This window comes from Desulfovibrio intestinalis (assembly GCF_014202345.1).
GTDB classification, from domain to species: domain Bacteria; phylum Desulfobacterota; class Desulfovibrionia; order Desulfovibrionales; family Desulfovibrionaceae; genus Desulfovibrio; species Desulfovibrio intestinalis.
On sequence record NZ_JACHGO010000006.1, the window covers coordinates 84,016 to 102,242 of the forward strand.

Annotated in this window: 14 protein-coding genes and 1 pseudogene; 2 read left to right on the forward strand and 13 right to left on the reverse strand. The window is 58.1% G+C overall.

Annotation, left to right across the window (positions count from 1 at the left end; translation table 11 throughout):
* Positions 1-60 precede the first annotated feature (60 nt).
* Positions 61-993 carry a glutaminase A gene (glsA, locus tag HNQ38_RS10340; RefSeq protein ID WP_183720322.1) on the forward strand — a complete coding sequence of 311 codons (933 nt, stop codon included), beginning with the start codon at positions 61-63 and terminating at the stop codon, positions 991-993.
* A 241-nt stretch (positions 994-1,234) separates the two neighbouring features.
* Here glsA and HNQ38_RS10345 read toward each other — a convergent pair whose 3' ends face one another.
* The 13 genes and pseudogenes from HNQ38_RS10345 to HNQ38_RS14545 form a co-directional block, all read right to left on the reverse strand.
* Positions 1,235-2,182, reverse strand: a complete 948-nt coding sequence (locus tag HNQ38_RS10345; protein ID WP_183720325.1) for an SPFH domain-containing protein — start codon at positions 2,180-2,182, stop codon at positions 1,235-1,237.
* A 369-nt stretch (positions 2,183-2,551) separates the two neighbouring features.
* Entirely contained in the window at positions 2,552-3,028 is a 477-nt protein-coding gene (locus tag HNQ38_RS10350) for an NfeD family protein (protein WP_183720328.1), read from the reverse strand.
* Between the two features lie 104 nt (positions 3,029-3,132).
* Complete coding sequence (locus HNQ38_RS10355; protein ID WP_221277878.1) at positions 3,133-4,080, reverse strand: hypothetical protein; 948 nt, start codon at positions 4,078-4,080, stop codon at positions 3,133-3,135.
* A gap of 115 nt (positions 4,081-4,195) precedes the next feature.
* Positions 4,196-6,445, reverse strand: coding sequence for a polyribonucleotide nucleotidyltransferase (gene pnp / locus HNQ38_RS10360; protein WP_183720331.1), 2,250 nt, complete (start codon positions 6,443-6,445; stop codon positions 4,196-4,198).
* Positions 6,446-6,613: 168 nt separating this feature from the next.
* Entirely contained in the window at positions 6,614-6,877 is a 264-nt protein-coding gene (gene rpsO, locus HNQ38_RS10365) for a 30S ribosomal protein S15 (RefSeq protein ID WP_183720798.1), read from the reverse strand.
* A 49-nt stretch (positions 6,878-6,926) separates the two neighbouring features.
* A complete protein-coding gene (truB, locus tag HNQ38_RS10370) occupies positions 6,927-7,862 on the reverse strand; it encodes a tRNA pseudouridine(55) synthase TruB (protein WP_183720801.1) in 936 nt (311 codons plus the stop codon).
* 169 nt (positions 7,863-8,031) lie between these two features.
* Positions 8,032-9,123, reverse strand: a complete 1,092-nt coding sequence (locus tag HNQ38_RS10375) for a DHH family phosphoesterase (RefSeq protein WP_183720334.1) — start codon at positions 9,121-9,123, stop codon at positions 8,032-8,034.
* On the reverse strand, positions 9,110-9,400 hold the full coding sequence (locus HNQ38_RS10380; RefSeq protein ID WP_183720804.1) for a DUF503 domain-containing protein: 291 nt from the start codon (positions 9,398-9,400) through the stop codon (positions 9,110-9,112). The genes HNQ38_RS10375 and HNQ38_RS10380 overlap by 14 nt, the downstream gene beginning before the upstream one ends.
* A gap of 468 nt (positions 9,401-9,868) precedes the next feature.
* Complete coding sequence (gene infB, locus HNQ38_RS10385; RefSeq protein WP_183720337.1) at positions 9,869-12,919, reverse strand: translation initiation factor IF-2; 3,051 nt, start codon at positions 12,917-12,919, stop codon at positions 9,869-9,871.
* Positions 12,912-13,205, reverse strand: coding sequence for a YlxR family protein (locus HNQ38_RS10390; protein ID WP_343060161.1), 294 nt, complete (start codon positions 13,203-13,205; stop codon positions 12,912-12,914). The genes infB and HNQ38_RS10390 overlap by 8 nt, the downstream gene beginning before the upstream one ends.
* Positions 13,168-14,514, reverse strand: a complete 1,347-nt coding sequence (gene nusA, locus HNQ38_RS10395) for a transcription termination factor NusA (RefSeq protein WP_183720340.1) — start codon at positions 14,512-14,514, stop codon at positions 13,168-13,170. Before nusA ends, HNQ38_RS10390 begins: the two co-directional genes overlap by 38 nt.
* Before the next feature lie 104 nt (positions 14,515-14,618).
* Entirely contained in the window at positions 14,619-15,248 is a 630-nt protein-coding gene (locus tag HNQ38_RS10400; protein WP_425485997.1) for a ribosome maturation factor RimP, read from the reverse strand.
* Positions 15,249-15,251: 3 nt separating this feature from the next.
* Positions 15,252-15,428 (reverse strand): annotated as a pseudogene (locus tag HNQ38_RS14545) (ribosome maturation factor RimP); the annotation flags it as partial.
* A gap of 484 nt (positions 15,429-15,912) precedes the next feature.
* Between HNQ38_RS14545 and HNQ38_RS10405 the strand changes: the two are divergent.
* Positions 15,913-17,484: a methyl-accepting chemotaxis protein gene (locus tag HNQ38_RS10405; RefSeq protein ID WP_183720347.1), complete on the forward strand. Its 1,572-nt coding sequence runs from the start codon at positions 15,913-15,915 to the stop codon at positions 17,482-17,484.
* Positions 17,485-18,227: the final 743 nt, after the last annotated feature.

Genomic DNA, 18,227 nt, shown 5'->3' on the forward strand with positions numbered 1-18,227 from the left:
CAGCGAAACCCCGGGCGCAGGGCCGCAGCGAAAATGCGGCCCTGCGCAAAGGAAGTGCCTATGCCTGATATTGATAAAATTCAGTCGGTGGTGGACAGCGCTTATGCGCAGTTCAGCAAGACACCGGGTGGGGCCAATGCCGATTATATACCGTTTTTGGCGAACATTCCCAGCAACCTAGCTGCTGTGGCTGTGGTAACTGCCAAGGGGCAGTCTGTGGCAGCGGGCGACGCACAGTACCGCTTTGCCATTGAGTCCATTTCCAAGGTTTGCACGCTGGCGCTGGCGCTGGAAGATATGGGGCGGCAGGCCGTGCAGGAAAAAATCGGGGCCAGCCCAACGGGCCTGCCCTTTAATTCGGTTATGGCGCTTGAGCTGCACGGCGACAAGCCATTGTCGCCTCTGGTCAACGCGGGCGCAATGGCCTCTGCCAGCTTTGTTAAGGCCGGGTCTGTGGAAGAGCGCTGGCAGCGCATCTTGGGCATGCAGCGCAGGCTTGGCTCCAAGGAAATTGCTATGTCCGACGAGCTTAACCAGTCGGAGCAGACCACCAACTTTCATAACCGGGGCATTGCGTGGCTGCTGTACTCTGCGGGCTATATGTACTGCGACCCGATGGAAGCCTGCGACGTCTATACCCGCCAATGCTCAACACTGCTGAACACTGTGGAGCTGGCGACCATTGGCGCAACCATAGCCGCGCGCGGGCGCAACCCCATTACTGGCGAGCAGGTGCTCAAGCCTGAAAACTGCCCTTGCATCATGGCTGAAATGACGATGGAAGGCATGTATGACAGCTCGGGCGACTGGGCTTACAATGTGGGGCTGCCGGGCAAGAGCGGCGTAGGCGGCGGCATTTTGACCATTGTTCCCGGTGTTATGGCCATTGCGGCTTTTTCGCCGCCTCTGGACAAGGTGGGCAACAGCGTGCGGGGGCAAAAAATGGCAGCTTTTGTGGCTCAGGAGCTTGGATATAACCTGTATAAGGCATAAGGCTCCGGCAGACCAAAATTCATATGAAAATGGGCCGCCTTGCGAAAGTGCAGGGCGGCCCGTTTTTTTCTAGTCACTGCTTTGAGTGTCTCAAGAGCAGATTAACTTTGAAATGTTTTACATTTCAAAAGTTGTCATTTTGCATAAAATCGCATTTTTCAGCTGAATATACGCCATGTTGCGGCGCGTTGCGCTCTTGTGCTGTGTTAGAGCGTTTAAATTTTTTCAAAATAAAAATGCTCTAGCCGCGGTTGCCGCTTTTGCCCAAGCCTTCGCCGGGTTTGATGATCTTGCTCATAGCTGCAACCATGCCCGCCGCATCGGCGATATCCGCAGGAATGATAAGGCTGTTACCCTGTTTGGCGATGTGCCCGAACTGGGTGATGTACGATTCGGCCAGGCGCAGTTGCGCAGCAGCCACGGCGTCGTTGCCAAGCTGTTCGCCAACAATGCGCAATCCTTCAGCCGTGGCCATTGCGACCGTGCGAATCTGGGCGGCTTCGCCGTCCGCATTGTTTATTACAGCCTGCTTGTCGCCTTCGGACTGCGCGATGGCCGCAGCTTTTGCGCCTTCGGCCAGATTGATGCGCGACTGCATTTCACCTTCAGACTGGGCAATGACAGCGCGTTTTTCGCGTTCGGCGCGCATCTGCTTTTCCATTGCTTCCATCACCGTGATGGGGGGCGTGATGTCGCGAATTTCATAGCGCAACACCTTGACGCCCCAGGGGGAGGTGGCGGCGTCCAGAGCTTCCACAACTTCCTGATTGATGCGTGTGCGTTCCTCAAAGGTACGGTCAAGCTCAAGCGTGCCTATGACGGAACGCAGCGAAGTCTGGGCAAGCTGAATGGCGCCCCATTCGTAGTCTGAAATGCCATAGGCGGATTTGTCGGGGGTGATGATTTGCAGGTAAAGCACGCCGTCAATATCCACACTCACGTTATCGCGCGTGATGCAGGTCTGCTTGGGCACATCCAGAACTTGTTCCTTGAGGCTGCGCTTGTAGGCGATCACGTCCACAAAGGGCACCAGAATGTGAAAGCCCGCATACAGAACCTTGCTGAATTTGCCGAGCCTTTCAACAACGTAGGCAGACTGGTTGGGCACAACAACAGCGGTTTTGATAAGGACGATGATAACCAATACGGCCAACAGAAAAAGCCATCCGAAGCTATTCATAAATTCCATAATTACCTCATGCATGATTATAAGCGTGGCGGCACGGCCTGACGGCGGCCCGTGTCCTGATGAAATACCGTTGTGTCGGGCAGATGCCCGGCAGCCGGATTTTGCGTGCCCGGTTTAGCGCGGCTGTTATGTGATAGTGCCGCACGGGTGTTATTGAAGCCGGCCCCGGTTTTCACGGGGAAGAAGCCGGTGCTGTTGCACCCGCAGTGAGGGTGCCGTGCTTTTGTGCCTGCTGCCCATTGTAGCTTTGAAATTGCCGCCTGACGGCGGGTCAGGTCCGCCAGTGTTGATTTTGCCGCAAGGACTTAACAATGATCCCGTACAGACAAATGTACTTTTTTAAAGGCAATCTGCCTTATAACGCAGATATCAGGATTTGACCACAGGTTGCACCCGCAACACAAGGGCGTCGTCAGGTTCGGCCCCCAGAATGCGCACCGGGCTGCCTTCTGCAATTTTTTCGTGGGCAACGGCGCGCCAAAAGCTGCCGTCTATGCTGACTTCACCCACTTCGCCGGGGCGAAGAGGCTTGCTGAGGATTCCCTGCCTGCCTGTAAGCGGGTGGGGGGCGCAATGCTCTTCATCGTGCCCGTTACAGCTTTCAGAAGCCACATTACGGGCGCGGCCGCCGAAAACCGCCCGCAAGCGGCGGCGCAGAAAAAACAGCGTAAGAAGGGAAATGCAGATGAAGGTGATGATCTGCCATGCGAGGTCCATGCCCAGCAACGCGGCCAGAGCTGAAGCCCAGGCTCCCACGCCGAAAAAGAGCAGCACCATTGCCGGGGTCATAAGCTCGGCCAGAAAAAAGGCCACACCCACAATAAACCAGAGAAGAGGCGCGTTCATGATTGCATCCGTGCGGTCTGCCGTGTGCGCCGGGCCGGACTGCCGCTATTTGGGCGGCGCGGAGGTTTGCCCCTCCGCGCGCACCCTGTGAAAGCATCGGGCCGTTATTGCTGCGGGCCCTCATCAATGTCGATAATACGGCCCTGAAGCCAGATGTAGGCATCAATAGCCTGTCCCACTTCTGGTTCCAGATCGCCCAGGACCATCTTTGACGCATAGATGACCAGACGCAAAGGCTCGCGGTTTTCAAACGGAAAAGTGACGAACAAAGCCTTAACAGGCATTTTGTCCAGCTGGCAGTCCTGTACCTCTTCAATGACGGCACGCATCTGATATTCACAGAAGTTGCGGCCAGGCATAATCATGTGGCGGTCGCTCACATCCACCTGCAGAGGGGGCACATCCAGGCGGCTCTTGCCGGGGTTGGCTTCAAGCCACTGTTCGGCATAGGCCTCGTACTGCGGTCCCTGCGTGATGGTCATCTGGTCCAGCAGGGCCTTGCGGATGGCAAAGGCCAAGCCAGCTACCAAAAAGGTGTGGGTGACGCCAGGGGTAAGGTCTGTTCTGTCGCGGCCATAAAGCGGGTCAAAGAACCACATGGGGTTCTTGCCTTCGATCATGCTGACGGCGACGTTAGCGCCCATGCCGCTTTCCCACAGATGCACGCCTTCGACCATAAGGTCATTGGGCAGGCCGTCCAGCAGGGGCACGGCGGTAACAGGGGTCAGCTTTTCGCCTTCTTCGCCCATTACCAGCACAGCGGCGCGCAGGGGTTGATCCTGAGGCCATGCCATCATGATATGGTCCGTGCTGCCGCGCTTCCACTGCCAAGAGGGACGCGTGCCGCCTTCATGCAAAACGGTGCTCACAACCTGGTCCATAATTGCGGCCGGGTTCTGGCCCGTCAGCACAGCCCAGGCATCGCCCAGAGCTTCAGTGTGCACGCGGTTCTTGCCTTCGGCAGCGGCCTGCGCTTCTTTGTGCGCCTGGGCTTCGGCAGAATCGTTATTTTCAGCGGTTTCAGGTTCGGTATTTTTGCTCTTTTTGGACATGGGAACTTCCTTTACTGCTCTTTCAGCGGCCCGGTCAGGCGTGTAGTGTGCCTGACCGGGAATGCTTCAACTCAGGCCTCAGCAACGCTGCGCGTTGAGGACGTCCGTCAGGCGTTTAGCGCCTGTCGCCACGGCCACCACGGTCACGGCCACCACGGTCGCGGTCGCCACGTCCCCTGTCGCCACGGTCGCCCCTGTCGCCACGGTCAGTGCGCGGGGGGCGGGCAGTGTCTTCGGGATTCCAGGGATGGCCCTGTTCTTCCAGCAACACGGCCTTGCGGCTGGCGCGGATGCGGTCGCCATTGATTTCAATGACTTTGACCACCATATCTTCGCCAAGGCGAGCCACGTCACCGGGCTGTTCCACGCGGTTCACGTCAAGCTGAGAAACATGCACAAGGGCTTCCACGTTGGGAAGAACTTCAACAATGGCGCCGATTTCCATGATTTTACGCACCTTGGCAGTGTAGTTTTTGCCAATGTCGGGGCGCTGGTCGTAGTAGGAAACCATTTCACGGGCCTTTTCAAGGGCTTCAGCCGTGGGGGCGAAGATGGACACGCGGCCCGAATCTTCGATGTCCACAGAAGCGCCAGTGGCCGCAGTGATGGCCTTGATGTTCTTGCCGCCGGGGCCGATGATGAGGCGGATGATGTCGGGATTCACAAAAACTTCGGCATGCTGCGGGGCGTAGCGCGAAAGTTCCTTGCGCGGCGAAGCGATGGCCTTGGCCATTTCTTCCAGAATGTGCATACGGCCCTGGCGGGCTTGCTGCATGGCTGTGCGCATGACTTCAGTGGTAAGACCCGTAATCTTGATGTCCATCTGCACGCCGGTGATGCCTTCAGCGGTACCGGCGATCTTGAAGTCCATATCGCCCAGGGCGTCTTCATCACCAAGAATGTCGGTGAGCACGATGAACTTGTCGCCTTCCTTGATGAGGCCCATGGCCACACCGGCCACAGGGGAGCTCACAGGCACGCCCGCGTCCATAAGGGAGAGCGAACCGCCGCACACGGCAGCCATTGACGAGGAACCGTTGGATTCCATCGTTTCGGACACCACGCGCAGGGTGAAGGGGAATTCCGCGCCGGTGGGCAGCACGGGGCGCAGGGATCTTTCAGCCAGAGCGCCGTGGCCGATTTCACGGCGGGATACACGCACGGGCTTCACTTCGCCCACAGAGAAGGGCGGGAAGTTGTAGTGCAGCATAAAGCGTTTGGTCACGTCGCCCGTGAGGGAGTCCATGCGCTGTTCGTCAGTGGAAGAACCAAGGGTGGCAACAACCAGCGACTTGGTTTCGCCACGGCGGAACAGGGCGGAACCGTGAGCGCGGGGCAGCAGGCCGGTCTGGATCTGGATGGGGCGCACCGTGGTGGTGTCGCGTCCGTCAATGCGCGTGCCTTCGTTAAGAATGCGGGCGCGCACCAGCTTCTTTTCAAGGCCGGACAGGATGTCGCCCACAGCCTTGAGAGCAGCTTCGTTTTCAGCCCAGGCGGCGTCGGCCTTGAGGACTTCCATAACCTTGACTTTCACAGCCTTGCGGGCGTCTTTGCGGGCCATTTTTTCAGGCACGCGCAGGGCTTCTTCAATGCCATTGGCAAGGGCCAGCTCATGCACGCGAGCCACAAGGGCCGCGTCGTCTTCGTGCGGGGTGAAGGCCATTTTGGCCTTGCCGCAAAGCTCGCGCAGCTTGTGCTGGGCTTCCACCAGCGGAAGAATCTGCTGGCGGCCCCATTCAAGGGCTTCAATGATAACTTCTTCGGGCACGAACAGGGCTTCGCCTTCCACCATCGTGAGGGCGTCGCCGGAAGCGGCGAAAACGATGTTGAAATCGCTCAGCGCCTGCTGTTCGAAGGTGGGGTTGAGCACGAACTGACCGTTGACGCGGCCAATGCGGCCACCGGCCACCGGCCCTTCAAAGGGCAGGGGCGACAGCATGATGGCTGCCGAAGCGCCTGTAAGGGCCAGCACGTCGGATTCGTTTTCCTGGTCAGCGGAGATAACGCTGGCAAGCACCTGAACGTCTTCGTTCAGGCCCTTGGGGAAAAGCGGACGGATGGGGCGGTCGATCAGGCGCGAAACCAGGGTTTCACGTTCGGAAGGGCGGCCAATTTCACGGCGGAAGAAGCTGCCGGGAATGCGCCCTGCGGCGTACATTTTTTCGGAGTATTCAACGGTGAGGGGAAAGAAGCCCTTGTCGAATTCCAGGGGCTGGGAGCAGACGGTGACGAGCACCACGGTGCCGCCGCACTGGATCCATACTTCGCCGTGGGCCTGATTGGCCATGCGGCCAGTTTCCAGAATAACTTCCTTGCCGCCCACCTGGCAGGTGACGCGGGTGGGATTGAAAATATCTTGTAACATGCAGATTTCCTTTGCATAGGCGAAGGGGATTCCGGCAAAAGCGGGCAGAGCCGCGTGTCCCTGCCTGATTTTCCCGGACCCCCCTTCTCGCGTTGCGCCCCATCGGGGGCTTTGAGTTTATAAGTGGCAAGGGGGAAGCCTCAGGCTCCCCCCTTGTAGCCAAAAGCCTTACTTGCGCAGGCCGAGCTTTTCGATCAATGCGCGATAGCGCTGAACGTCAGTCTTTTTCAGGTAGTTCAGAATGTTGCGGCGACGGCCAACAAGCTTCAGCAGACCCGTGCGGGAGTGAAAGTCCTTCTTGTGCTCTTTGAAGTGACCGGTGAGGTCTTCAATACGGGCAGTAAGCAGGGCAACCTGCACTTCGGGGGATCCGGTGTCGCCTTCGTGTTTGGCGTGGGCGTCAATAACCGCTTTCTTCTGATTTACATCCATTACCACAGCAATTCTCCTTGAGTAAGGCTGTTACGGGCGTTAAACGCCCTTAGTTCCAAAGTCCCCGCAATACGGCCCAACAAGGCCCGGCAGCTGTGGCTTCGCGTTGTGCAAGAGCCAGGGCATGGCCCTGTTCCATCAAAAACGCGAGGTTTTCACCGTTGCCGGTATCAGCCTGTGACGCACGGCAAGGCACTGCCATGCCGTTACGCACGCGAGCGGCTTCTTCTGGCGTAAGATCCACCCTGGGCCAGTGGGGCAGCGCATCCGCAACCGGAATAACGCAGCCTGGCAACAGGGAGGGATCAGCCGTGAAGTCCGCTGGCTCGCGGGCCACATCAAGGCCGAAGGGGTGACTGTACTCTCGAGTCAGTTCCGTGAGCACGGCTCCGCATCCAAGGCGACTCCCCAAGCTGTGGGCCAGGGAGCGTATATAGGTGCCGGAACTGCATGCGACCCGAAAGCGCACAAACGGCAAGCTTATTTCAAGCACGTCCGCCTGTGAAATTTCCATACGTTTGATCTTTTGCGGGGCGTCAAGCCCCTTGCGGGCCAGTTTGTATAAAGGCTGGCCCTCATGTTTTGCGGCGGAATAGGACGGAACAGGCTGTTCGGTCAGGTCAAGCCATGCCGAAACTTCACGCCTCACGTCGTCTTCGCTGATATGCTGCCAGGGAGCCTCATCAAGCACCCGGCCCTCAATGTCCCAGGTGTCGGTGGTCTGTCCAAGGCGCAATTCACCGCTATAAACCTTGCCGCCCCCGGCCAGAAGGTGCCCGGAAAGCTTGGTGGCCTGACCGAGCAATACCAGCAAAACGCCGGAAGCCAGTGGGTCCAGCGTGCCGGCATGGCCGATTTTTTTTTGCCCGAGCCGTTTGATGGCTGTGAGGCAGCGGGCCGAGGTGGGCCCGGAAGGCTTGTTAAGCACGAGCACGCCGTGCTGCTGCGGCAGTGCGGCGTAAACTTTGCCATTGGGCTCCGGCATGGAGTTGCCGGGCCCTGAACCCAGGGCGCTTTCCGCTATGGCGGAAGGCGAATCCTGATGATCCTGAGGGGGGCAGAGTTGTACTAATGTATCTTTTTTAACCATACGCAAGTGGGAACCATATCCTCAGCTGTGCTATAAGTCAAAAGTTATGGCTCTCAATACCGGGTTATTTTGGTTTGGCGCGGCTTTTTGTCGGTTTTTTAGCCTGTGGAGCAGGCTTTCTGCTTTGCGCCTTTTTTCCGGCATCCGCTTTCTGGCTGTTCAGGTAAAGGCTGATGTGACGCAGCAGTTCCTGCCCCGCCTCTTCAAGAGGCATGCGCAGGGTGCCTCCGGCAGCGTTGAAGTGCCCGCCGCCATTCATTGCCGCGGCAATGGAGCGAACGTCGATGTCGCCGTAAGAGCGCAGGCTGAATTTGCACAGCTGGGGGCTGTCTTCACGCAACATTGCCGCAACCTTGACGTCACGCAGGCGGCGCAGCTGTTCCACAAAGCCTTCCAGGTCTTCCTTGAGGGCCTGGCAGCTACGAATATCTTCCAGGCTCACCTGGCAGAAGCCCACTTGGCCTTCCTGCTCGACGCGGGATTTCTCCATAAGCAGACTCCATAGACGCCAACGGCCAAGGCTCCAGCTATTGTCCATCTGTTCGCGCAGCCATGAGAGCTTGCAACCGTTTTCTACCAGGTGCGAGGCCAAAGCCAGAACCGCCGCGCTGGTATTGCCGTGGCAGAAGCCGCCTGTGTCTGTTATCAGGCCCAGGGCCACAGCCAGCGCCAGATCGCCAGTAAGGGGCAGGTCTGCCGCCATTGACAGATAGGCGACAAGCTGGGCCGTGGCCGCTGCTTCTGTGGCTACCCAGTTGCCTCTGTTGCCCATACCGTCGCCGCCAAGGTGATGGTCAATGTTCACGCTATCAAGATACGGCAGCAGTTCTGCCAGTTCGGAACCAAGGCGGTCAGGCTCGCCGCAGTCCAGCAGGACGGCGCATTTGGGGGTAAAGGGCGGGTGTGCCAGCGTTGTGTGCACCACAGCGGGCATCGGGAAAAACTCCAGATATCTGGGCAGACCAGGAGCAGCGTAAAGCATGAATTCCTTGCCCATTGCACGCAAAATGTGGCCTATTGCGGCCACTGATCCGGCGGCGTCGCCGTCGGGATGGATATGCCCCGCCACTATAATCTGGTCCATTTGCTTCAGGGCTTTGACCATTTGAAGGGCTTTTGCAGCGTAAGGAGAGGGTATTGAATCAGTCTGTTGCATATATTTCCACCTGACTTTCCACCATTTCTTCAGGGCAGACGGCTTCCATCATGAGCGCGCATTTGTCCATGCGGCTGCGTAGGTGCCCTTCGCTGTTGGAAATGGAGACAACGGCCAGGCGCAGGCTGCACAGGCTGTTTTCTGTGCCTGCCTCCGCTATGGCCACGTTAAATCTGTTGCGCGTTTTCTGTTTCAGACTATTGGCGACACGGCGTTTTGCCTTGAGATTGTCGTTGCCGTGCAGGCTGAATTCTACAGTGAGCACTGCCGTAAACATAGTCATACGTTTATTTGCGGCCCGCATTGACCGGCTGGTTTTGGCTGTTCGGGCTTATTGCCGTTCAAGCCAGAGCTTTTTGTGCACAAAACAGAAGCTGGGGGCAAGCCCCTGTTCTCAGATACCAGGTTCTGTTCTCGCTGTTGGGGGAATGGTTGAGAGTGAAGAAAAAAATGGATTCAGGGCAAACCGTATCCGCTGACGTGAGATAACGCCAGTACTTTATTGAGGAGTCTGCCTCGTAAGGCCTTTGGACGGAAATGGAAAACAGACCCGCCACGAAAACCGGGGGAAGGAGCACCGGATTTATCTGGCGCTCTTTCCCCCGAAAGTGTTCAAACTTCAATTGTGGCAAGCGGTTTGTCAGCACATGCAAGATGTGTCTGCCGCGTACCTGTATATTCTACAGCCGCGCTGGTTAGGGATGGCGACAGCAGATGCGTGGTGCAACTGCTGCGCCCCAACTCTTTACAGCGTCGCTGCTTCTTCCACAGTTTCGAAAGCTTCGATGATGTCGCCAATTTTGACGTCATTGAAGTTTTCAAGGCCTACGCCGCACTCATTGCCCTTGACCACTTCTTTGGAGTCGTCCTTGAAGCGCTTGAGGGATGAGATCTTGCCGGTATAGACAACCACACCGTCGCGCAGCAGGCGCACGCCCGCGTTTCGGGCAATTTTGCCGTCGGCCACATAGGAGCCGGCGATAACGCCCACCTTGGGCACGCTGAAGGTGTCGCGCACCTCGGCCTGGCCCAGGTACACTTCGCGCTGCACGGGGGCAAGCATGCCCGTCATGGCGCTTTTGATGTCGTCCACCAGCTTGTAAATGATCTCGTAGAAGCGGACATCCACGTTTTCGTGTTCGGCCACGTCCTTGATCTTGGCTGTGGGACGCACGTTGAAGCCGATGATGATGGCCTGCGAGGCAGAAGCCAGCAGAATATCGGATTCTGTGATGGCACCAGTGCCGCCATGCACCACGTTGATGCGTACCTTTTCGGTGCTCTGCTTGAGCAGGGCCTCGGTAATGGCTTCCAGACTGCCCTGAACGTCGGCTTTGAGCACGAGGTTGAGGGTCAGGGTTTCCTGATCGGACTTGCGCTGCGACAGGAAGGTTTCCAGAGTCACGCGGGATTCCGAAGCAAGGTCACGTTCACGCTGTTTGATGGCGCGGGAGTCGGCGATACGGCGGGCCAGCTTTTCGTCGCTGACCACAAAGAACTCTTCACCGGCTTCCGGCACACCCTCGAAGCCCTGTACTTCAACAGGCAGAGAGGGGCCGGCGTCCTTGACCTTTTTGCCCTGGTCACTCATGAGGGCGCGCACACGGCCAGAGAAGGGGCCGCACACGAAGTTGTCGCCCTGGCGCAGCGTGCCTTCCTGAATGAGCACGGTAGCCACAGGTCCGCGGCCCTTGTCCAGTTTGGCTTCCACAATGTGGCCGCGTGCAAACTTGTCAGGGTTGGCCTTGAGCTCCATAATTTCAGACTGCAGGGCCACCATTTCCAACAGTTCGTCCAGACCCATGCGGGTCTTGGCGGCAACCTTGGCAACAATGGTGTCTCCACCCCATTCTTCGGCCTGGAGGCCAAGTTCGGCCAGTTCGCGCAGAACGCGGTCCGGGTCGGCGCTGGGCTTGTCCATCTTGTTGACGGCAACCATGATGGGCACGCCAGCGGCGCGCGAATGGTTGATTGCTTCGCGGGTCTGTTCCATCACGCCGTCGTCAGCGGCCACCACCAGGATGACAAGGTCCGTCACCTGGGCGCCACGAGCACGCATGGCCGTAAAGGCTTCATGGCCGGGAGTGTCAAGGAAGACGATTTCGCCGCGCTTGGTCTTGACGTGGTACGCGCCGATATGCTGCGTGATGCCCCCGGCTTCGCCGCCGGTGACGTTGGTCTTGCGGATGGCGTCAAGCAGCGAGGTTTTGCCGTGGTCGACGTGGCCCATAATGGTGACCACAGGAGGACGCGGCTTGAGGGTTTCGGGAGCGTCCACTTCCTTGGGGGTCAGGTAGTCATCTTCAGAGAAGCCTGCCTTTTCCACTTCATAACCAAATTCGGAAGCTACCAGGGTGGCAGTTTCGAAATCCAGAGCCTGGTTGATGGTGGCCATAACGCCCAGACCAAAGAGAACCTTGATGATTTCATTGGCCTTAAGACCCATCTGGTGAGCCATGTCGGCTACGCGAATGGCTTCAGTCACGCGGATCTTGCGCTTGGCAGCCTTCAGCGGCTGTGTGGTCTGCGCTGCGGGAGCGGCTTTGCCGCCCTTGCGCCGACCCTTGCCGCGGCTCTGGCGTGCGCTGTCGTCATCATCCCTGCGGACGGAATCGCCCTGCTGGAAATCAACGGTGCGGCGACCCTTGAGACGCTTTTTCTTGCTCTGGCCGTCACGGCTGTCCGTGGGGGACGCGGGCGCGGGCTGCTGACCGAAGCCACCGCCGCCAGGACGGGGACCGCCTGGGCCAGAAGGACGGGGACCACCAGGACCGGAAGGACGGGGACCACCAGGACCAGCCGGGCGAGGGCCGCCGGGACGGGGAGGTCTGCCTGCATTGTCCCCACGGGGACCACCGGGGCCGGAACCACCGGGACCACCGTAGCCGGGACGCGCGCCAGCGGGACGCGCGGGGCGCTGTTCCTGCTGACTGCCGGGGGCGGGCCTGGATATAATACGAACCTGAGGCGCGGCGGGCGCCTGACCAGCCTCGGCCCTGGGGGCACGGCGAGAGGCGCCATCGGCGTCGTCAGCGTTGTCGGAGTCTTTCCAGGCTTCGGCACGGGCTTCGGGCGCACGCTGGGGCAGGGTGGGCGCGGACGAACCTTCGGGCATGGCGGAAGCGTCGGGGCGGGCCAGACGTGCAGCCTTGGCGGCCTTTTCGGCTTCGCTCTTGTCCTGAGCCTTGTCAGAAGATTTTTCTCCCGCTTCACGCGCGGCAAGCGCAGCAGCCACGGGGGAAATTTCAGGAACCTCGGGCTTCTTTTCCACTACTGCCACAGGTTCGGGCTTTTTCTCTTCTTCGCCGGGGCGGCTGATAACGCGGGCAGCAGAAACAACCTTGGCCTTGGTGGCCTTGGGAGCTTCTTCAACCGGGGCTTTTTCAGCTTCAGGCTCAATAATTTTTGCAGCTTTGCGGGGGCTGGGCGCGGGGGCTTCAACCTCAGGCGCAGAAACGGCTTCCACCGCAGGGCTTGCGGCTTCAGCGGGCTTTTCCACAACCTCGGGCGCACGCTCTTCCTGTGCTACGGAAGCTGTTTCCATAGCTTCAGGAGCGTCGGCATCCTTGCGGCGGCGACGTACGATGACGTTGGGGTGGGAACCGGAACGCTCGGCATCCGCCTGTTTTTGTTCGGCAAAGTGTTCGCGCACGCGTGCCGCCTCCTCAGTGCTCAGGGAACCAGCCATGCTTTTGGCAGATGTGCCCAGCTCACGCATTACGCGCAGCATGTCCTTTTGGAGCACTGCCGGGAATTCTTTGGCAAATTCCGATACTTTAATTTTTTCTTCAGACATGTTTACCCCCCTTGCGCCGTGTTCCGGGCCTGAACTTGGCGAACCTCGCCGCGCATACGGCATCGGAACATATGTACCAGCCCCTGCCAGGTCTGGTCTTTTCAGCGTCAATAGTCAAAATTCCTTGGGCCGTCAGTACATGGCGGGTCAATTGGGCTTTAGCGAAGCGGCGGCGGCATATGATGCACATGCGTACCGGCCCTTGCACGGTTTCTGCCGTGTTTTGCCCCTCCACCATAACTGCGCCCCTAAGCTTGCGCATCCTCTTCGGCGCCACCTTCAGCATCCTGGCTGGAGTCTTCTTCGGAAGCGTGTACTTTGCCCAATTCAACCGCAGAAGATTCGGGCGTACTTTCCACAACCGGAGCCAGGAAATTGATGGCTGAACGCAGGTCTGCGATGCGGGACGCGCTGATGGTCAGCTTGTCAGAAAGCTCCTGGTCCGTGGCCTGGCGCAACTTGTCGAGGGAACTGAATCCCGCGCCAAGCAGAGCCTCTATGGATACTTCGGCCACACTGGCCACCTGTTCGAGACCGTGCCCAATAGCATTTGCTTCGTTGTAGCGGGTCTCGGTAAATATATCGACTTTCCAGCCCAGAAGCCTGGCTGCCAGTTTGACGTTCTGCCCTTTGCGCCCAATGGCGTTGGTGAGCTGATCGTCAGGCACGATGACTTCAAGCAGGTTTTCTTCTTCATCCACCACAATGCGCGACACCAGGGCCGGGGCCAGGGAATTGCGGGCGTAGGTGGCAATGTCTGCGCTCCAGACGACGATATCAATACGTTCGCCGTGCAGTTCCTGCACAATATTCTGGATGCGGGATCCGCGCACGCCCACGCAGGCGCCCACGGGATCAACGTCACGCTCACGGGAGAGCACGGCAACCTTGGCTCGTGAGCCGGGGTCGCGGGCCACGCCCATAATCTGCACGACGCCATCGTCCACTTCCGGCACTTCGCGGCGGAAGAGGGCGGCCATGTAGTCGCGGTGCGCGCGGGAAATGACGACCTGCGGGCCGCGGCCTTCCTGACGAACCTCGATAATAAGGGCCTGCACGCGGTCGCCGCGCTTGTAATGTTCGCGGGGGATCTGTTCTTCGCGCGGCAGAATGGCTTCAGTGCGGCCAAGGTTGACCACCCAGCCGCCCTTGTCGCGGCGTTGCACGATGCCCGAAACGATTTCGCCCAGGCGATCCTTGTATTCGCTGTAAATAATTTCCTGCTCAGCGTCGCGCATGCGCTGGATGATGACTTGCTTGGCAGACTGGGCGGCAATGCGGCCCAGGTCTTCCACCTTCACGCGGAAGCCCATTTCGTCGTCCACCTGAACAGAGGGGTCGTGAGCAAGGGCATCAGTGAGTTCAATCTGCGTGTCGGGATTGGCCATATCGCCATCGGCCATCACGATTTTGAACTGGTAGACCTCAATGTCGCCCGTGTCGTCGTTATAGGACACTTCCACGTCCATATCTTCACTGAAACGGCGCAGCACAGAAGTGCGCACGGCATCCTCAAGCGTGTCAATGAGCATGTTACGGTCAAGGCCCTTGTCTTTACTGATCTGGTCAATGGCCTTTTTAAGTTCAAGATTCATGTGTGCCTCCGGCTGCCGCCCAGGGCGGCGTAAAATCGCTTGTTCCGGCTGCGGCGCATCGGGCCGCCCGCCATTACCCGCATGGGGCGGGTGTCGGGCTTGCCTCAGTTGGCCGTATGGTCGTTATCGGCAATGGCTTTGCCTGTTTTTTTGCCTGATTTGGCCTTCTTTGTGGCCTTTTGCCCGCCGCTGGCCTTGGAACCGTCTTTTCCCCGGGCCTTGCCACCGGGCTTCTTGCCCGGCTTTTGCGGCTGCTTGAAAATATACATGCGTGTGGCCCGGCGCACAGCGCTCCAGGGCAGAAGCACGGAAGGATGGTTTTCTTCCTCAACTTCGCCATCGGGGCTGATGGTCACGGGCGCAAGCACAAAGCCTTCTTCTTCCACCGCAGTGAGGATGCCCCGCCATACGCGGCGGGGGCCGCCGTGGGCGGCGGGATCTGTGGATGCCACCGGCGTAAGCAGCCTTGCTTCCACCACATCACCCACATAGGGGACCATTTGTTCAAGGCTGAATAACAGACGGCTCAGGCCCGGTGTGGAAACTTCCAGCACATAGGCTTCGGCAATACTGTCTTCCACCTCCAGCGCAAGCGCCAGATGACGCGAAATTTCTTCGCACTGTTCGATGGTGGCCGATGTGGGAGCAACGGGAGTGGAAGTGGCGGAAGGCTCACCCTGAGGGTGATCAGATTCTGCGGAACCGCTGTCAGCTTCAGTAATGGCCGAAAAGATTGCGCCTTCAGGGGCGTCCCCGGATTCTTCGGTCTGGGGCGCGGTAGGCACATCCACAAAGAGCCGCACAAGGGTGCGCCCGGCGCGGGCTATCTCTACTCCCCAGACAATAAGCCCGAGGGAATGGATAACGGGTTGGGCCAGACGTATGACGGTTTCTCTCAGGGCTTGATCAGTCATTCTTTCCTTTTGTGCGGGGTATGAACCGTCGCAGGGACAAAAAAAAGGGGGCCTATTCAGGCCACCCCGCTGGAACTGTGTTCCGCATCAGGATGTAGTGGTGACAGGTACTGTCATCCACTTTGAATGCATCCAACTAGCTCACCATATGGGGCTTGTCAAGGCTTTCGGGAAAAAAAGAAAAACTTGTTTTTTGTTTGAAAATAAAGAAAATTGAAAAATAGCCGTAACAACAGAAAGATAGGAAGCTTTCGCAGATAAAATGCACGCAAATGCTGATTTGTGCGGCAGTATAGCGAGTTATGCAAAACGGATAATTCTTTTGTGAGCGGATTTATACAGTAACGGGCTAGAAAAAATCGTACTTCAGTCCAAAAATAGTGGCATAAATTTCTGTATCAGCGTAATTGGTCAATTCTTTTTTTATAAATTTATTTTTTTAGAGTAAGGCTATCGTGCCTGCGTTTTTTATTCAGGAGGTCTCATGTCGCTGCAACAAAAAATCTGGGGTCTGGGCTTGCTGGCCTTGGCTGTATCCTTGGGGATTGTTTGGGTTGTGGGCCTTTTGAGCGGAGCATCGATGGCTGCCCTTTGGGGCGCTGCTGCGGGCGGTTTTATAGTATTGCTTGTTATGAGCCTGAGCCTGCGGTTGATTTACGGCGCCGCCTTTCAATCTCTTGCCCTTTGCCTGCGTGGGGGCTGCGAGCCGCGCGCGGCTGGTCAGGCCTCCTGCTGTTCGCCGCAGGCAGCGCCTGCTGACCTGAAGGATCTGTATGCCGCCGCTGCGGAGCTTTCAGCCCGGGCCTGTCACTCAAGCGGGGTGCTGCACGGCATACTTGCCGGTATGCCCTTGGCCTATTTGCTGGTGGATGTGAACGAGCAGGCAACGCATACCAACCAGGAATGCCTGAACATGCTTGAAATCGACGGCCCGGTGAAAAATTGTATCGGCAAGACCCTGGCCGAGCTTTTTTATAATGATCCCGGTCGTGAAACCGCAGTGGGCAAGAGTATTCGGCTTGGCCAGAATTTTCGTAATCTTTCCGTAACCATAACCGGGCATAAAGGCAGGCGCATTGATGTGCTGGCCAATGTTTTTCCCGTGTACGACGAGCACCGGACCTGCCTTGGCGGTCTGTGTCTTTACGTTGATATGACCGCCCTCAAGGAAGCCGAGCAGGTCATTACAGACAAAAATCACCGCATGGAAGCCGTTGCGCAGGAGCTCGACAATACTGTGCAGGAACTTGCCGCCATTGCCGGAGAGCTTGTGTCTGGCATAGGCCGCTCAAACAATGACGCGACCCGGGCTTCCCGCCTGTTGGGCGAGGCCGCCATAGCCATGAATCAGATGACGGCCACCGTGCGTGAGGTGGCCCATAATGCTGCCAACGCTTCAACCGCCTCAAATCAGACGCGGGATAAAGCGCACGAAGGCGCGCTGGTGGTGCGCAATGCCACGCAAAGCATCGAAGAGGTGCACGAGGTATCAATGGCGCTCAAGAGTGATATGGCGCTGTTGAACAATCATGCCCGGGCCATCACGGAAATCATGAATGTCATTTCAGACATAGCCGACCAGACCAACCTGCTGGCCCTCAATGCCGCCATTGAGGCCGCCCGGGCTGGCGATGCCGGACGCGGGTTTGCCGTGGTGGCAGACGAGGTACGCAAACTGGCTGAAAAAACAATGACTTCCACTAGCGACGTTGGCAATGCCATCAGCGCGATCCAGCAAAGCACCAGCAAGAGCATGGCCTCTATGGACAGTGCCGTGGATCAGGTGGAGCAGGCCACAACCTATGCTGGAGCGTCCGGTCAGGCGCTCGACGCCATCGTGGGCACGGTGGAGGACACCGTGGGGCAGATCAGCGCCATTGCCGCTGCCAGTGAAGAGCAGTCTGTGGCCAGCGAGCAGATCAACCGTTCCATTGATGAGGTTAACGGCGTTATGGCTGGCACTGCCAAATCAATGGCGGAAGCCCGGCTGGAAACGGACAAGCTGGTGGCCCTCGCCGAGAAGTTGGCGGATTTGACGGAAAGACTGAAGGATTAGCCCTTTTGAAGGGTAAATTTTGCAGGAAGCCATAGAAATGTCATGAAGGCCGGGAATTTTCCGGCCTTCATTGTTTTTATGCTTTGGCGTGATGTTTGGTGCGGAGGTGGATAGGTTGCCGCGAAAATTGGGGGAGTATCTTTGAGAGAAGTGTGTTGTGCCCTGTGGGCGCAGAGGCTTTTTCGTTTTTGTTGTTTGGGCCGCCTCGGCGGTGTCGGCACGAGATGAATTTTCTTGTTATTTCAAGGAGAACGAGACTTTTATGTAGGGAGCGTACTCTGATAGTACTCGACTGGAATAAAAGGCGAAGTTCGACGCAGAAATAATGGGAAAGGCGCTCGTGACGACACTGCCTGCGCGGCAGGCGGCAGAAGGGGCCTGTTAGGGGCTGCCGCCCCTCCGAGGCCCCCTCTGCACTCCCCCCGGACGACCCCGCTAGGCTTTCGTCTCTCTCCACTCCCACGGGATAGCCTTCAAGGGCCTTCCATATTCCATCATTTTACGAGGGCTGCGCGGCTTTTGCTTCGGGAGCTTCCTCGCTTCGCTCGGTGATCTCCCTGCGCGCGGCGCAATGCCACCGTGCGCTTTTGCGGTGAATGGGGGGAGGGGGCGTCTGGCGCGTGGGGGGGGCGGTTGTAGCAAAAATTGAGGAGGTATCTTTGAGAGAAGGGTGTTGTGCCCTGCGGGCATGAAGGTTTTTCGGCTTTACTGGTTTGGCAGTCCGTGGAGAAGCACACTCCCAT

Excerpts from the sequence above, each read along its gene's own strand:
- pnp (WP_183720331.1), bottom strand. The coding sequence starts at position 6,445 with ATGTTACAAGATATTTTCAATCCCACCCGCGTCACCTGCCAGGTGGGC.
- HNQ38_RS10405 (WP_183720347.1), top strand. The coding sequence starts at position 15,913 with ATGTCGCTGCAACAAAAAATCTGGGGTCTGGGCTTGCTGGCCTTGGCT.
- HNQ38_RS10380 (WP_183720804.1), bottom strand. The coding sequence starts at position 9,400 with ATGTTTACGGCAGTGCTCACTGTAGAATTCAGCCTGCACGGCAACGAC.
- glsA (WP_183720322.1), top strand. The coding sequence starts at position 61 with ATGCCTGATATTGATAAAATTCAGTCGGTGGTGGACAGCGCTTATGCG.
- infB (WP_183720337.1), bottom strand. The coding sequence starts at position 12,919 with ATGTCTGAAGAAAAAATTAAAGTATCGGAATTTGCCAAAGAATTCCCG.
- HNQ38_RS10345 (WP_183720325.1), bottom strand. The coding sequence starts at position 2,182 with ATGGAATTTATGAATAGCTTCGGATGGCTTTTTCTGTTGGCCGTATTG.
- nusA (WP_183720340.1), bottom strand. The coding sequence starts at position 14,514 with ATGAATCTTGAACTTAAAAAGGCCATTGACCAGATCAGTAAAGACAAG.
- HNQ38_RS10390 (WP_343060161.1), bottom strand. The coding sequence starts at position 13,205 with ATGCTGAAGGTGGCGCCGAAGAGGATGCGCAAGCTTAGGGGCGCAGTT.
- HNQ38_RS10355 (WP_221277878.1), bottom strand. The coding sequence starts at position 4,080 with ATGTCCAAAAAGAGCAAAAATACCGAACCTGAAACCGCTGAAAATAAC.
- HNQ38_RS10350 (WP_183720328.1), bottom strand. The coding sequence starts at position 3,028 with ATGAACGCGCCTCTTCTCTGGTTTATTGTGGGTGTGGCCTTTTTTCTG.
- HNQ38_RS10375 (WP_183720334.1), bottom strand. The coding sequence starts at position 9,123 with ATGCAACAGACTGATTCAATACCCTCTCCTTACGCTGCAAAAGCCCTT.
- rpsO (WP_183720798.1), bottom strand. The coding sequence starts at position 6,877 with ATGGATGTAAATCAGAAGAAAGCGGTTATTGACGCCCACGCCAAACAC.
- truB (WP_183720801.1), bottom strand. The coding sequence starts at position 7,862 with ATGCCGGAGCCCAATGGCAAAGTTTACGCCGCACTGCCGCAGCAGCAC.